This is a genomic window from Pseudomonas sp. BF-RE-22, assembly GCF_019956155.1.
Lineage (GTDB): Bacteria > Pseudomonadota > Gammaproteobacteria > Pseudomonadales > Pseudomonadaceae > Aquipseudomonas > Aquipseudomonas migulae.
This window is the reverse complement of sequence record NZ_JAHBDD010000033.1, coordinates 298,343-313,570: the sequence shown is the minus strand read 5'-3', so window position 1 is coordinate 313,570 and position 15,228 is coordinate 298,343. Positions and strand designations below refer to the sequence as shown.

Here is a 15,228-nt window from a genome sequence, read left to right as displayed (position 1 = left end):
TTCACCACTCATCAGGCCGAGCGTTAGCTCGCCTTCAGCTTTTGATCTGAGCGCCCCCTCGAGAGGCCGAGTGGAGGTTCTGCGCAGTGGGCAACCCGGCATGGATGCCGGGTTAGCCGCCCCCGGCCATGGATGGCCGATGGCGGCGGGCCCACGGAGCAGGGCCGGAGCGAGGGCATGGCGAGCATTAGCGAGCCACCGAACGAAAGGGGCAAGAGCCCTTGGTTACTTGGGGCTTTTCCAAGTGACTCGCCGTAAGGGCGAAACCCATATCAGCCATCACCAAAACAATGGATATGTACACAAAAGCCTTACAGCCAATCAGCGGACTTTGAACCGCCCCATAATCGCACTCACGCGGCTATTGGCTTCCAGCAACTGCCGGGTATTGAGCTCACTGGCCTGACCGCTTTTCACCAGTTCATCCACCATGTGGCGGATCTGCACCATGCTGCGGTTGATCTCCTCCGTCACCGCACTTTGCTGTTCGGCGGCGGTGGCGATCTGGGTGCTGAGGCTGTTGATGTGGCTGACGGAACCGGCCATTTCGTCCAGCCCGGTATTGACCCGCGCCGTGGCATCGGCCGCTGACTGGCAGCTGGCCTGGGTGTTTTCCATGGCGCTGACCGACGAACTGACGCCTTGGGTCAGGCGCGTGAGCATCTCGTTGATTTCCGAGGTGCTGGCCTGGGTGCGGGCGGCGAGGGCGCGGACTTCGTCGGCCACCACCGCAAAACCGCGACCTTGCTCACCGGCACGTGCCGCTTCAATGGCCGCGTTAAGGGCCAGCAGGTTGGTCTGGCCGGCGATGGCGCCGATTACCCCGAGGATTTCGGTGATGCGCTGGGCGTCTTGCTGCATGCTTTCGACTTTATGGGTGGCGCTGGCCACTTCGTCGATCAACGCAATCACACTGCTGGACGCTTCGCCCACCACGACCCGCGAACGGTCGGCGTTTTCGTTGGCGCGTTGAGTGAACGCAGCGGTTTCAGCCGCGTTCTGCGCCACGCTTTCGGCGGTCGAGCTCATTTCGGTTATGGCGGTGACGGTCTGATCGGTTTCCGAAGCGTGGCGCACCAGAATCTGGCTGGTATGCGCAGAGGTGCGTTGCAGGTTGTCGAGGCTGGACGCCATGGCGCCCGTGGCCTGGGTGACTTCGCCGATCATGTTTTGCAGGTAAGCGATGAACGCGTTGACCGAGTGGCCAATGGCGCCCAGCTCGTCTTCGGCACGAATGGTGATGCGTTTGGTCAGGTCGGCGTCACCGGCAGACAGTGCGTCGATATTGGCCTTCAGGGCTTTCATGCGCTGGATCAGTTGGCGGATCGCATAGATTTGCAGCAGCACCAGCAGGATCACCATCGGGATTTGCAGCAGGCTCAGTGTGCTGAGCACATCGTCGCGCTGCGCGGTGATCAGCTTGGTCGGCAGGGCGGTGGCGAGGAACCACGGCGTGCCTTCGATAGGGCGCATGAAGAAGGTGCTGGCTTCGCCTTTGTTGTCGAACTCGACGCGCTGCGCCTGATCACGGTTTTGCAGGCCGGCCTTCACCTGGCTGGCGAAAGGTGAGTTGCCGGCCAGTTCGCTGATGTTCTTCAGTACGATCGGTCCGCTGATGCGCGAGCTGTTGCTGATGATCTTGCCGTCGGCCTCGACGATGAGCATTTCGGCACCGAGGTCTTTTTCCTTGCGCGCCACCAGCTCGTTGAAGAAACCCAGGGTCACGTCGATGGTCGACACGCCGTAGGCGGCGCCGTTTTTCTGGATCGCCATGGCGCAGTTGGTGCGCGGCTCGGCGCTGGCGTCATCTTTATAGGCCGCTGCCCAGGCGCATTGCCCGCGCGGGGTTTGCATGCCGCCCTTGTACCAGCTCTGGTCGTAATAGTTAGGCGCGGCGTCGCTGTTCCAGAAGGTATTGACCGCCAGTTTGCCCGAGGCATCGCGATGCCAGAACGTGCTGAACTTGTTGCGTCCTGCTTCACGCTGGCCGGGCAGGGGCCAGATGCCGCCACCGAAGACTTTCAGTTCGCCGTACTGATCGACCAGCCCCGGCAGGACCGTGTCGATGGAGGCGCTGTCGAGCAAGGGGATGGTCTGGGTGATACTGCGCTGTTGCGCCTGAACCTTGTTCAGTTCGCCCTGGATTTGTTCGGCGACTTCGGCGATGCGATTGAGCGCGACTTGTTCTTCGGTGTGGCGCAGCTTTGGCGCGACCAGTTGGCTGATGCCAACCACGGTGAGAATGGACAGCAGCAGAATGAACAGGACCAGAAACAGCGTGTAGCGAGCCTGAATAGTGCGGAATGCGGGCATGGGGCCGGGTCCTTTTGAGCAGCGATCTTATTGTGGGTATCGGTATGAAACTGGACGCTTCAAAGGGCTATCGGCTGGCTCAAGTCGAGCTTTAGGTACGATCGTGCTAGAACGGAGGGAGGTGACGGACGGCGGGATTGCGCCGGCCCGTTCAGGCAATTGAACGGGCCGGACGCAGGTTAACGGTCGAGCAACTTCAGAATTTCTTCGGGGTAACGCAAGCCGGCGGTGGCATTCGCCGGGAAGATTGCTTCCAGCGCGTGCAACTCTTCACGGCCAAGTTTGATTTCCAGCGCTGCCACGTTTTCTTCCAGGTATTTACGCTGTTTGGTCCCGGGGATCGGGATCACGTAATCACCTTGGGCCAGCACCCACGCCAACGCGAGTTGACCCGCCGTCACGCCTTTTTCCGCCGCCAGGTCCTGCACTTGCCGCACCAGCAGCAGGTTTTTCGCGAAGTTGTCACCCTGAAAGCGCGGGCTGAACCGACGGTAGTCGTCCGCCGCAAAATCGTCCGGGCTTTTCAGTGCGCCCGTCAGAAAGCCCCGACCCAGCGGGCTGTAAGGGACAAAGGCAATGCCCAGTCGCTGGCACGCGGCCAGGCAGCCGTTGTCTTCCTGATCCCGGCTCCATAACGAATATTCGCTTTGCAGCGCGCTGATCGGATGAACCTGGTGCGCCCGCTCCAGCGTTGCGGCCGAGGCCTCGCTCAAGCCCAGGTAACGCACTTTGCCGGCCTTGACCAGTTCGGCCATGGCGCCGACGGTTTCCTCGATGGCCACTTGCGGGTCGATGCGGTGCTGGTAGTACAAGTCGAGGGTTTCGACGCCGAGCCGCTTGAGGGTGCCATCGATAGAGGCGCGTATGTATTCCGGGCGTCCGTCGACCCCTCGGGCGGACGGGTTCGCCGGATCGCGGACGATGCCGAACTTGCTCGCCAGGAACACTTGATCACGCTTGCCGGCGATGGCTTTGCCGATCAGCTCTTCGTTGGTGTGCGGGCCGTACATGTCGGCGGTGTCGAGCAGGTTGATGCCCAGCTCCAGTGCGCGATGCAGGGTGGCCGTGGCTTCCCGGGTGTCCGTGCCGGTGGTGTAGAAATCGGTCATGCCCATGCAGCCCAGACCGATCGCGCTGACCTGCGGACCGTTTTTACCCAATTGACGTGTTTGCATGAAATCAGCTCCCTGTGAATGTGGATCCCATTGTTAACCTCGACAGAATCCAGATAAACCAGCTAAAACTGCTATCACTATTAGTAATTTCTAAATAATCAGCCGGTACGACAGCACAATGGATCGATTCAACGCCATGCGCGTATTCACCCGGATCGTCGAGCTGGGAGGCTTTGCCAAAGCGGCTGACAGCCTGCAATTGCCCCGCGCCTCGGTGACCATTCTGATCAAACAGCTGGAGGCGCATCTGGGCGTGCAGTTGCTGCAACGCACCACGCGGCAGATCAGCCTGACGCTCGACGGCGCGGCCTACTACCCGCGTTGCGTGCGTTTGCTGGCGGATCTGGAGGAAACCGAAGCGGTGTTCTCCGCCGCGCGTCACAACCCCAAGGGTTTGTTGCGCGTGGACATGCCCGCAGGGGTGGGGCGCCTGATCGTGATCCCGGCCTTGCCGCAGTTCACGGCCCGTTATCCCTTGATCGAGCTGGAAATCGGTTTGAATGACCGGCCCGTGGACCTGATTCGCGAGGGCGTCGATTGCGTGCTCCGGGGCGGTTCGTCACTGGACGACTCTCTGGTGGCGCGGCCGCTGGTCATGCTGGATCAGGTCACCTGCGCCAGCCCCGGTTATCTGCAACGCCACGGAACGCCGCAGTGCCTGGCCGATCTGGAGGGGCATGAAATGGTGGAGTACGTTTCCAGTCACAGCGGCAAACGTTTTGGACTGGAGTTTGTGGTCGATGGCCAGATACAACCGATCAATCTGTCCAAACATGTGGCGGTCAACAGCGCCGACGGTTATCTGGCGGCGTGTGAGGCGGGGTATGGATTGGTCCAGACCCCGTACTATCACGTAGCCAGGCAATTGAAGGAGGGCAATCTGGTCGAGGTGCTGAGGGAGGTGCCGCCACCGGGGATGCCGTTGGCGGCGCTCTATCCTCCTCACCGTCAGCTGTCGCGGCGGGTACGGGTGTTTGTCGACTGGATGGTTGAGCTTTGCGCGCAGCCGGGAAATGGCTTTGTCAAAGAACATTCAGGCCGCTGAAAAATCCTAACGGTGTTGGTAGTAACCCGGTCCGCCACGGCCGTCGTAATGGTGGCCGCCGTGCCATCCGCCGTGGGGGAAAATAATGCAGCCGCTCAGGGAAAGTATGGCCAGCAGGGGAATCAGCAGTGTGATTCGACGGAACATTTCAAAATCCTCATGGTTATCGCCGTTATGAAGCCAAAAGGCTTCATCGGCTGTAACATGAGACCCCGTTTGCAGCGCCCCATCCCCGGAAAACGGTAGTGGCTTGGCATGCATTCGGATACAAACCCGATACATTTTCAGGTTCGCCTGACGTTTTAGCTTTTTGTTTAAGGAAAAGGGCAATGACCCAGTCGCAACGTTTGAAATACTCGATTCTGATCTCCCTGGTGGTGCTGGGGATCATGTTTGGCCTTTCGTATTTGCAGAATGCCGGGGTCATCAGCGAAAAACTGTTCCAGTACATCGCTATTGGCGTGGCGGTGATCGTGGTGGTGATCAATGGCGTGATGCGTCGCAAGGTCAAGCCCTGAGCGACGCACCACGGGCAGGTTATTCGCCGTGCAATGCGGCGAACGCCTGCGGGTGCAAGCTGTAGCTTTTGTCCGGGTTCAGGGTGATCACGCCTTCGCTGCACAAGCGTTTCAACACTTCGCGCACACTGAGAAAGGACAGCGGAATATCCAGGTCCAGCAGGTGACTGTGGACGCCGCGCACACCCAGGCTGCGATCGCTTTCGGCGGCGGTCAGCAAGGCGTCGATGACTTTCAGGCGGATCAGGCTGGTGCGCAGGCCGAAGCTCTTGAGCAGTACCCGGATCCGTTCGTTGCTGTGTCGTTCAGTACGCGGATTGAACAGGCCCGAGCCCATGGAAGTGCCCATTGGCGCAGTGCTACCGTCCGTTGGCAGTTGCGAGTTGTACATGCAAAATCTCCTTTTCAGAGCCTGAACCGGAAAGATGTGTTGGGTGCTCTTACTCAATAAGACGTACGAGCCACCCAAATCATGAAGGATCAGATGTAGAAATTTTGTTGCCATCACGTCAGAAGCTTGTAAACCCCCGCAGAAACGCCCTCCAGCGGCCTAAATTTTTGTCATGAATTTCGTTCCTGTAGGAGCGAGTGTGATTATTACCAGGCAGTTAACCCGATTGAGCCTTGCCGCCGTGTTGGTGGGCTTGAGTCTTGCGGCACACGCGCGCAGCCAGCCGGATGCTTCGGCGACGGCCGATATCCGCCGGACCAGCTTCGGCGTGCCGCATATTCGTGCCGACAACGAACGTGGCCTCGGCTACGGCATCGGCTACGCGTACGCGCAGGACAATCTGTGCCTGCTGGCCAATGAGATCACCACGGTGAACGGCGAGCGTTCACGTTATTTCGGCCCGGAGCAGTTCACGGTCGAAGAGCGCGAAAATCAGGTCAGCGACGTGTTTTTCAACTGGTTGAATACGCCGCAAGCGGTCGCTGCGTTCTGGCAGGCGCAGACCCCGGAAGTCCGCGACCTCATTGAAGGGTATGTGGCGGGTTACAACCGCTCGCTGGCGGAACGTCGCGCACAAGGCTTGCCGCAGCAATGCCAGGGCGAATGGGTGCGGGACATCACCGCGCAGGACCTGGTCAAGTTGACGCGGCGCCTGTTGGTGGAAGGCGGCGTCGGGCAGTTTGCCGAAGCGCTGGCCGGTGCCACGCCGCCCAAAACGGTCGCGCAGAATACGCAGGCCTCGGCGCAGTTCCAGCTAGCCGCTGCGCGCATTCAACGCTTCGCGCTGGATCGCGGCAGCAACGCAGTCGCGGTGGGCAGTGAGCGCTCCTTCAATGGCCGTGGCATGTTGTTGGCCAACCCGCATTTTCCGTGGGTTGGCGGGATGCGCTTCTATCAGATGCACCTGACCATCCCCGGTAAACTCGATGTGATGGGCGCCGCGCTGCCCGGTCTGCCGATGATCAACATCGGCTTCAATCAACACCTGGCCTGGACCCACACCGTGGACTCGTCCAAGCATTTCACCCTGTATCGCCTGCAACTCGATCCGAAGGACCCGACCCGCTATTTGCTCGACGGCAAATCGCTGCCGATGAAGCAGCAGACCGTGACCGTTAAGGTGAAACAGCCTGACGGACAGACCCGGTCGGTCTCTCGCGTGGTCTACAGCTCGCAATTCGGCCCGATCGTGCAATGGCCGGGAAAACTGGACTGGGATAACCAGTTCGCCTACAGCCTGCGCGATGCCAACCTCGATAACGACCGGGTGTTGCAGCAGTGGTACGCGATGAATCGTGCGGTCAGCCTCAAGGAATTGCAGGCATCGGTTCACAAGATCCAGGGCATCCCGTGGGTCAACACCCTGGCGGCGGACGATCAGGGGCAGACGCTGTACATGAACCTGTCGGTGGTGCCGAACGTCAGTGTCGACAAACTGGCCGCGTGCAGCGATCCACGGGCCGGGTTGCAGATGATCGTGCTCGACGGTTCCAACAGCGCCTGTGCCTGGGACATCGACCCGGCGGCGGCGCAAAAAGGCATTTATGCCTCGGACACATTACCGCAGCTGTTGCGCAAGGACTTTGTGCAGCACTCCAACGATTCGGCGTGGATGGCCAACCCGGCACAACCGCTCACCGGTTTCTCGCCACTGATCAGCCAGGACAGCCAGCCGTTGGGCCTGCGCTCACGTTTTGCGCTGGATCGCCTGGGCACACTGAACAAGGCTGGCCCGATTGCTGCCGCTGATCTGCAACAGATGGTGATGGACGATCAGGTGTACCAGGCGACTCAAGTGATGCCGGATTTGTTGAAATTCTGCGCTGAAGACCTGGGCGCCGACGCGCCGACGCTCACGCCGCTGTGTGCCAGTCTTAAAACCTGGGACCGCAGCGCGAATCTGGACAGCGGCGTGGGATTCGTACATTTCCAGAATGTCATGGAAGCGCTACAGGAAACGCCCGATGTCTGGCGTGTGGTGTTTGATCCGAAAGACCCGCAACACACGCCTCGCGGCCTGGCGGTCGAGCGGGCGGAAGTTGCCAAGGCTGTGCGCGAGGCGATGCTGGCGTCGGTGGAATCGGTCAACACCTCTGGGCTCAAGACGGACAGCCGCTGGGGCGATATCCAGGTGGTCAGCAGTGGCGGCCAGCAGACGCCGATTCACGGCGGACCGGGCACCCTGGGCGTGTATAACGCGATTCAGAGCGTGCCGAGAACCGACGGCAAACGCGAAGTGGTCAGTGGCACCAGCTATTTGCAAGTGGTGACATTCGACGACAAAGGGCCGCAGGCCAAAGGGCTGTTGGCGTTCTCGTTGTCCAGCGACCCGGCCTCGAAGCACGCCAACGACCAGACGCTGGCCTTCTCGAAGAAACAGTTGAGTGTGTTGCCGTTCACCGAACAGCAGATCACGTCGGACCCGCAGTACCAGGCACTGACAATTCGCGAGCAGGATGAAAAAGCCGCGAAGGTGGCCAAACAGTAAATCGAACAGAGTTTGCGTTCAGAAAGAAGGCCGCACCCCGCAAGGGTTGCGGCCTTCAGCTTTTAGGTGGTTGCTGCGGCATGGAGTTGAGGACCGGATTACCGTCCTTGTTGCGGGTCAGGTAGACCGGCAACACCTTGGGCAGCGTCGCCACAAGGCTGTTGAGTTCCTTGATGTTGTAGATGCCACCGAGGCGGATAGAACCGGTGCTGCTGTCGGCGACCATCACCGGGGTGTTCAGGTAACGATTGATCAATGGCAGGGCTTCGGACAACGCCAGGTTATCGAGCACCAGTTTGCCGTGACGCCAGGCCAGCGAGCTGTCGTTGGCGTAGGTCTGGCTGATTTGCGGCGTGAAGTCGCCGTGTTTGTAGCGCGCCTGCATCGACGGCTCAAGCCGCAGGCCATCACCCGGCAGGTCATTGTTGCTACTGACCAGAACCGAACCTTCGATCAGGTTGACGCGCACCTGATCCTCGTACATCCAGACATTGAACTGGGTGCCGGTGACCCGAATTCTGCCTTCCGCCGCCCGAACGATAAACGGGTGGTTCGCGTCGTGGCTGACTTTGAAGAAGGCTTCGCCTTTTTCCAGACTGACGCGGCGCTGATCCTTGTAATTGCTGTAGGTCAGCTCGGTGCCAAGGTTCAGTTCGACCTGGGTGCCATCGCTCAGTGTGACCTGACGGACCGTATTGCTGGCTTCGAAATGCTGGTACGAGTTGGGAATCCAGCCCAGGTTCCACCCGCTAAAAGCCGCCAGCGGCAACGCCAGGGCGCACACGGCGGCAGCGATGCCGAACGTGCGCCAGGGCGTTGTGGGTTGGAGGCGAGCGACGGGCATGACGGCTTCGGGACGAGGCAAATCTCCCGCGACATCCCAAATCTCCAGCATGGCCTCGTACTCGAACGCATGCAGTGGATCAGCGTCAAGCCACTGTTTGAATGCCTGCCGTTCCTCGGCCGTGCAGTCGGTAGCGTGCAGACGCATGCACCAGTGCGCAGCGGCATCGGTGATGGCGTCATATTGGGCTTGCGAGAGAGGGGTGTCGGTCATTGACTCATCCTGATTTCCTGCATTCTAACCTTGAGGGCAGTCTGCGAGAACAGCCGTCATGGCATTTACCCATCAAACGGCTGTTTATTTTCTGGACTCAAGGTGTATTGACGTGTAACTCGCGGCCGAGATGACTGATTAACCAGGCCACGCTGTCGGCATTTCCAAGTTGTACCGCCAGCCGGGTCAGTGAGTTCCTTTTGAAGGTCTCGCGAGCACCGCTCAGGTTGTCTGCACCGGTCAACGAAAGGATATGCGTTTTTACCCGATCGGTATTTTCAAAAGTTGAACTTCCCGGGTCTTCCCACTCGCCGGTGTCGGGATCCTGGGTCATGAACAATTGTGTGTAAGGAGTCTTGAGCGACAGTGCGGTGTCCTGAAGGGTGGTCAGTGCATTCTTGAGATCAGTGGCGGTCCCGCTGGCTGTGCCGATCAGCTCGGCGAAGGGTCTGACAGGGTCCAGATAAGCAATGTCCTCGGTTTTACACGCAATATGCGAAAGCTCATGCAGAAGGGTCACCGCCCGGGCATGCGTGTCGATCGGGAAGGCCGTGTCGGAAAGATGTTTACGGTAGTTGTCGAAACCGGGATAGAAGAATTTTTCTGCCAGATAGATTTTTTTCTGTGCATCGATGGGAACGATAAAACCGAATGTACTGTCTGCGCCTTCGACTACCTTGCCGACAACAAACCGATTGGAGTTGGTCTTTCTGAGTGTTGGGTCCAACAAGGCGGTAAACATGTCTCCCACGGCCTTTTCCAGTTTCTCGACATGCGCGGGCAACACCTCTGGCACATCAATGAAACGCTTGATGAGTTGATGCACGGGAGTGGCTTTGTCGTCGGATGTCTTCAGCAATTGCAGGTTACGAAAGCTGTTCCAGGCATAGGTCGTTGCCTGGTCCAGCGCTTCGTCGATCTGACGAGCCTTTTGCGGGAAAACCCGTCGTATCTTCGGCATTCCCTGGGCGTCGATGTTCATGCCCTCCCAAGCGGCTACCAGAGCATCGAGCCGCCGGATAAGGCCGAATTGCGGCGTCGGTGTATCCCGGTCGAGCACCCATTGTTTCGATTCGTTTTGCCGCAGATAAGGGCCGAGCGTCTGTGTGTCGGCGATGCGCCAGCGGGTGCCGCGTTTTGTCACCGGAAACACCTTGCCTTCCACCGGTCCGTAAAGTTGTTTGGTCGTCGGGTGCGCGTAGAGCCCGGGCGTTGAGTCGGGCTTGAGCGAACCCAGGTCGACGTCGAGGCTTTCATGACGCTTCAAGCCTGTGCGCTCGGGGGCGGTCACCTTGATGTCCTGCCATTTGCTGCGGGCATCGGTTTTTTCCGGTGCCGGTTCGGCTGGCGTGGAAGTCGGCGGCGCGTGAGTGTCCAGCGATTGGCGCAACGAAGCGAGTTGAGCAATGCCGCTGATGAATTCCCTGATGGCCGCGCCCCATTTGTGCGTTTGCAGGTCTTCGGCGGATTGTTTGATGTCTAGGTAGCTGTGGTACACCGTGACGGGGTAGGCGAGCTTGCCCATGAAAAATGAATACGCCTCGTGCAGGTCCTCGCCCAGAACATGTTTGATGGTTGCCCATGCACTCTGCTTTTGGTTATCGGACTGACAACCGAGCAACCGGCCCAACAACGCGGCATTGTCATTGAACAAGTGCCCGAACAGGTGGCCCTTGATCGGGTTGGACGCCAGCGTGACGTCGGCATCGGTATTGTCCGTTGCCACAGGTGCTGCTCTTGTAGCCCGGTTACTGCGCGTTGCCATTCGGGTTTCGAGCAAGATCCGCTCGGGTTGCGGCAGGTTCATGAGCACCCAATCGAGCAGTGCGCCGCGCTCCTTCAGTTCTGCCAGCAGCTGGGTTTCGCTTTGGTATTCCTTGATCCCGTGCCGCGGACTGTGAGGGGCGACAAGCACCTGCGGCGCCGTGCTGTCGGCCGATGAACCGATCAGATAGACGCCTGGCACTTTGACGGTTTGTCCGCTCCTGACACCGAGGAACTCCAGGGGGCGGATGATCGCGTGGGCACCGTCGACTGCCGCACGGGCGATGGCGTCTGGCATGTCCATGACCTGGCGGATCAGATCGAACCCGGTTTCGCTCAGGCGTTCCTGCAGTTTTTCCGTGTGAGCGAGGTGCATCAGTTGCCAGGGCAGTTGCGTGTAAAAACGGTGCCTGCGAATCGCGTTTGTCTCGGTGTCGGCAAGGGCCGCGCTGAGTATTTTCTGCTGATGCTCACCTGGTTTCAGGTTGCGTATCAGGTCTTTGATGTAGCGTTCGTCCATGCCCTCCGGAATGACCGTGGTGTCCAGCGACGTCAGTTTGAGCGAGACAGTGTCCAGGTCCTTGAGGTGAGCCAGCGCAAAATCGGTCAGGGTCTGTTTGCTGGACGCAGACCAGGGGCTGGCGCTGATCTCGACCTGGACCTTGTCCGGATTGATGTTGAACGTGTCGGCCTTGAGTTGTTTTTCCAGTTCATGGTGGGTAGTTTTCTTCAATGATCGGATGCCGGTGAGGTAGTCCTCGTCGTCTTTGACGTTGTGCAGATATTGCTGAAGCAATTCGCCATGCAGGATCAAGTCTTTGATCGGCGCCTTGGCCAGCCAGGCCGGCAGTTTTTGCTGGGTGATCAGGGACTGGGCAATGTCGCTCGCGCGACTTAGCCCGGTCATCGGCTCACGCAGGGCCACCAGGTTCAGCAGACTGGCCAGCGGCGCGGGGGAGAGCGGGGTGGTCAGCGCGCGGGTGACGAAGGTCTGGTCCAGATCAACAAAGGGCCTTTGCACACTGTCGAGAAAATGCCCATGGACCTGTTGCAGTGGCGCCAGTGTGTAGGCCTTGCCTGGCGATCGCTCGCTACGACCGAGGTTTTCCAGAAGCATGGAACGATGATTCTCGTCTTTAAGGCGTCGTTCGAGCTCTTCCTTCAGCGGCGTCAGTGCCTTGAAGGCTTCAAATCCCAGTGCCGGCGTCCACAGAATGGCCTTGCCCGAGTGCAGCGGATCCAGGCCGCCCCGTTCTGTCAGGACAAAACAGCTGGCCAGTTTCAGTGGGGTTGCCGCGGTGCCGGCCTTCAACGCCAGGGAAAAGACCTCCGGTAAAAAGCCGTTCAATGCCGCTCGGTCCGCGCTTGTAGGCGTATCGAGAACGGTTTTGATGATCGCCTGTTCCGCCGCACCCAGGGTGCGCGAGACGGCGCGAAGCTTCAATTCACTGCGCAGTGCCGTTGACAGTGTGTGGGTAAAACTCGATTTCAAACCTGCCAATGATGAACTGACGAGGCTTTGCGCCGCGGCGAACGTGCGGGTTGTTGTGGGAATGACCGGGTGATTTTCAAGGACTTGATCAAGCGCCTGTTCGACCGAGCTCAGCAGCGACAGCTCCTGTTTGGCCGACTCGGCGCGCACGGTGGCCGGCCGCGCATTCACGCCATGGTCCGGTCGAGTGCTCCAGCGTCCCACGGCTTCAGGCAGCAGCAAGCGGGGATCGATCAATGCCCGGACGTCCAGGGCATTGTCGAGCAAGGCGTGAGGGTCCAGCGTGCCTTCGCTTTCACGGTAACGGCTCAAGGCATGGCTGAGGTTTTGCCGTTGTTTATCAATGATGTCAGTCATCACGCTTGCAAACACCGGGCCGACGATGGGTTCACCGACGATCACCCGATCGTTCAGTACCAGTCCAAGAAACGTGCAGCGTTCGTTCAATGACATGAACTTGAGCAGCGTGTCTTCATGCTCTGCGCTGTTGAGCATTTGCAGGGCGATTTTTTTCACTGCTGGCAGGTTGCTTGTGGCCTCGATGCCGAGGGACGGGCTGTACAGGAAACCCAGCGTGTTCGCGCCGCCGATCATCAAGGTCGAGGCAAGCTCTGCGAATTGTTTGAAGGGGGCGGTGAACCGCACTTTTTCGATGCGAAGGGGATCGACCGTGGCCGGGGGGAGGCTCACATTCATCAGCCGCAGGTATTGCTCTGTCGTCAAAGTGCCCTGTTGGTGCTGGTTTAACAGCCTTGCGTGAAAAGTGTCTTGCAGGCCCTCGGTGAAAAAAGCGCGGCGCGACAAGCCATTGCTCATGAGCGAGTCCCAGAAGGTCTCGAGCAGGCTATGCAGGTGAGGTGTAAAACCTTGCGCGATTTTTTTTACCGCGCTTTCCCAGGTCTGGTTATCGGCATTGCTGCTGGTGGCGTGCTCGGGATGGGTAAACAACCTGGAGGCGCCCGTCGGCCACTGATTCGTCAGGTAAAAATGCAGGAGGGCCTCGCTCAGTGACATCGTTGCAATCCCATTGGGCGTTCCACGTTGATCAAACGCAGAACCCGTACTGACAAAGCTGTTCAGCCGCGTCAGACGCTGGTCCAGCTTGGGAAATGGCTTGGACAATGCGTGCTTGAGGAGGTCGTCCAGCATTGATTGCAAGGTGGGCATCTTGACCAACTCGTCCGCCATCGCCTTGAGGTTTTGTTCCTGCTGTTGCTTGAGCGTGAGTTCCTGATCTTCAAATACCGCGCCTTCGATTTCGCGAGTGGAGATATCGAGTGCAGCGGCGGCGGCCAAGGGCAGGCGTTGTTCGATGGAGTGGAAGCGCAGCAGTTCACTTTTTTCAGTGGCCTGTGCCAGCCATTCTTTGAGTTTGTTTTTGAGGTCGGCCATGCCCGCGAATTTGATCAAGCCTTTGCACAGTGTGAAGAGCGTGACCGCGCCATTATCGGGTCGGCTCATGGCAAAGGCGCCGGCCAAAGGAATGCCGGCCTTGCCGGGCAAAGACAGCAGCAACTGGAAGGCCTGCATCGGTTTTTCATGGGTTTTGCGGGCTGCCTGGGTCGGCTTGTAAACCGTGTTCAACCAGTTCAGATCGTCCAGGGTAAAGCCCAGCGCGGTTTCCCGTTCGCCGAGTAACCCGGCAGTGGATGCAGCCAAGGCTTCGTCAAAAAAATACGGCAGTGCAGGTGTCGTCATGATGTTTCCTCGATGGACTGCGGCGGTGTTCAGCGCAGTTCGTTGGGTCGAGGGGCAACAATAGGGGGCGGGAAAAGGCGGGGTGCGGTACATATTGCTTGCGCGAGAGACTTGACAGGAAGCCGGTAAAAAAGCGCTTAATCGACCTGTCGCCCGCCTCTAAAAATAACACTGGAGCTTCAGATGACCGCTTCGCCTGAAATGGCAGTCAGTTCGGCCAACTCAACCCTGGATTTTGATTCTCTCGTCCTTTTGCTCGAACGCATTTTCGTTCGTCACGGCACCTCCGCCGAAGTCGCCAGGGCACTGGCCCTCAACTGCGCCGGTGCCGAACGCGATGGCGCCCACAGTCATGGCGTGTTCCGCATTCCCGGTTACGTGTCGACGCTGAAAAGCGGCTGGGTCAATGGCCAGGCCGTGCCGGTGGTTGAAGACGTGGCGTCGGGTTTTGTCCGGGTCGACGCCGGCAATGGCTTCGCCCAACCGGCGCTCGCCGCCGCACGTTCCTTGCTGGTAGAGAAGGCCCGCAGCGCCGGGATCGCGGTGTTGGCGATTCGCAATTCCCATCACTTCGCGGCGTTGTGGCCGGACGTCGAGCCGTTCGCTTATGAAGGGCTGGTGGCGTTGAGCGTGGTCAACAGCATGACTTGCGTGGTGCCGCACGGTGCCGATCGACCGCTGTTCGGTACCAACCCGATTGCCTTCGCCGCTCCGCGCGCGGACGGTGATCCGATTGTCTTCGACCTGGCCACCAGCGCCATCGCCCATGGCGATGTGCAGATCGCCGCACGCAAGGGTGAGCGCTTGCCCGCGGGCATGGGCGTGGACGGCCTCGGTCAGCCGACCCAGGACCCGAAAGCGATTCTGGAGGGTGGGGCGTTGCTGCCGTTTGGCGGGCACAAAGGTTCGGCGTTGTCGATGATGGTGGAGCTGTTGGCGGCGGCGTTGACCGGCGGCAATTTCTCTTTCGAATTCGACTGGAAAAACCACCCTGGTGCCAAGACGCCATGGACCGGACAACTGTTGATCGTGATCGATCCGAGCAAGGCCGCCGGGCAGAGTTTTGCCGAGCGCAGCCAGGAACTGGTGCGGCAGATGCACGGTGTGGGGCTCAAACGGTTGCCGGGTGATCGCCGCCATCATCAGCGCGCCAAGTCCAACGCTGATGGTATTCAGCTGGATGCGGATACGCTGGCGAATCTGCGCGAACTAGCCGGAATCTAGCGT

General features: G+C 59.4%; 10 protein-coding genes. 4 read left to right on the top strand and 6 right to left on the bottom strand.

All coding sequences use genetic code 11. The features are described 5' to 3' along the window. Positions 1-321: 321 nt before the first annotated feature. A complete protein-coding gene (locus tag KGA82_RS17965) occupies positions 322-2,313 on the bottom strand; it encodes a methyl-accepting chemotaxis protein (RefSeq protein ID WP_223451660.1) in 1,992 nt (663 codons plus the stop codon). Positions 2,314-2,492: 179 nt separating this feature from the next. Beyond that, positions 2,493-3,488, bottom strand: coding sequence for an aldo/keto reductase (locus tag KGA82_RS17960; RefSeq protein WP_008024806.1), 996 nt, complete (start codon positions 3,486-3,488; stop codon positions 2,493-2,495). 118 nt (positions 3,489-3,606) lie between these two features. Between KGA82_RS17960 and KGA82_RS17955 the strand changes: the two genes are divergently transcribed. Continuing rightward, complete coding sequence (locus KGA82_RS17955) at positions 3,607-4,533, top strand: LysR family transcriptional regulator (RefSeq protein ID WP_008043687.1); 927 nt, start codon at positions 3,607-3,609, stop codon at positions 4,531-4,533. Between the two features lie 6 nt (positions 4,534-4,539). Here the strand turns inward: KGA82_RS17955 and KGA82_RS17950 are convergent, their stop codons facing one another. Next, positions 4,540-4,680: a hypothetical protein gene (locus KGA82_RS17950; protein ID WP_008024803.1), complete on the bottom strand. Its 141-nt coding sequence runs from the start codon at positions 4,678-4,680 to the stop codon at positions 4,540-4,542. A 182-nt stretch (positions 4,681-4,862) separates the two neighbouring features. Here KGA82_RS17950 and KGA82_RS17945 point away from each other — a divergent pair, with 182 nt between their 5' ends. Then, positions 4,863-5,051, top strand: a complete 189-nt coding sequence (locus KGA82_RS17945) for a hypothetical protein (protein WP_008024801.1) — start codon at positions 4,863-4,865, stop codon at positions 5,049-5,051. Between the two features lie 19 nt (positions 5,052-5,070). On the opposite strand, the gene KGA82_RS17940 is transcribed toward KGA82_RS17945, so the two are convergent. Beyond that, on the bottom strand, positions 5,071-5,442 hold the full coding sequence (locus tag KGA82_RS17940) for a fe2+ zn2+ uptake regulation protein (protein ID WP_192227081.1): 372 nt from the start codon (positions 5,440-5,442) through the stop codon (positions 5,071-5,073). A gap of 199 nt (positions 5,443-5,641) precedes the next feature. On the opposite strand from KGA82_RS17940, the gene KGA82_RS17935 reads away from it, so the two are divergent. After that, the gene (locus KGA82_RS17935) at positions 5,642-7,990 is read left to right on the top strand and encodes an acylase (protein ID WP_223451659.1); all 2,349 of its coding nucleotides are present in this window, start codon (positions 5,642-5,644) and stop codon (positions 7,988-7,990) included. A gap of 55 nt (positions 7,991-8,045) precedes the next feature. Here the strand turns inward: KGA82_RS17935 and KGA82_RS17930 are convergent, their stop codons facing one another. Then, entirely contained in the window at positions 8,046-9,047 is a 1,002-nt protein-coding gene (locus KGA82_RS17930; RefSeq protein WP_223451658.1) for a FecR family protein, read from the bottom strand. A gap of 97 nt (positions 9,048-9,144) precedes the next feature. Further along, positions 9,145-14,001 (bottom strand): dermonecrotic toxin domain-containing protein, encoded by a 4,857-nt coding sequence (locus KGA82_RS17925; RefSeq protein WP_223451657.1) that lies wholly within the window; start codon positions 13,999-14,001, stop codon positions 9,145-9,147. Between the two features lie 183 nt (positions 14,002-14,184). Here KGA82_RS17925 and KGA82_RS17920 point away from each other — a divergent pair, with 183 nt between their 5' ends. Further along, positions 14,185-15,225 (top strand): Ldh family oxidoreductase, encoded by a 1,041-nt coding sequence (locus KGA82_RS17920; RefSeq protein ID WP_223451655.1) that lies wholly within the window; start codon positions 14,185-14,187, stop codon positions 15,223-15,225. The last annotated feature ends 3 nt before the right edge of the window (positions 15,226-15,228 follow it).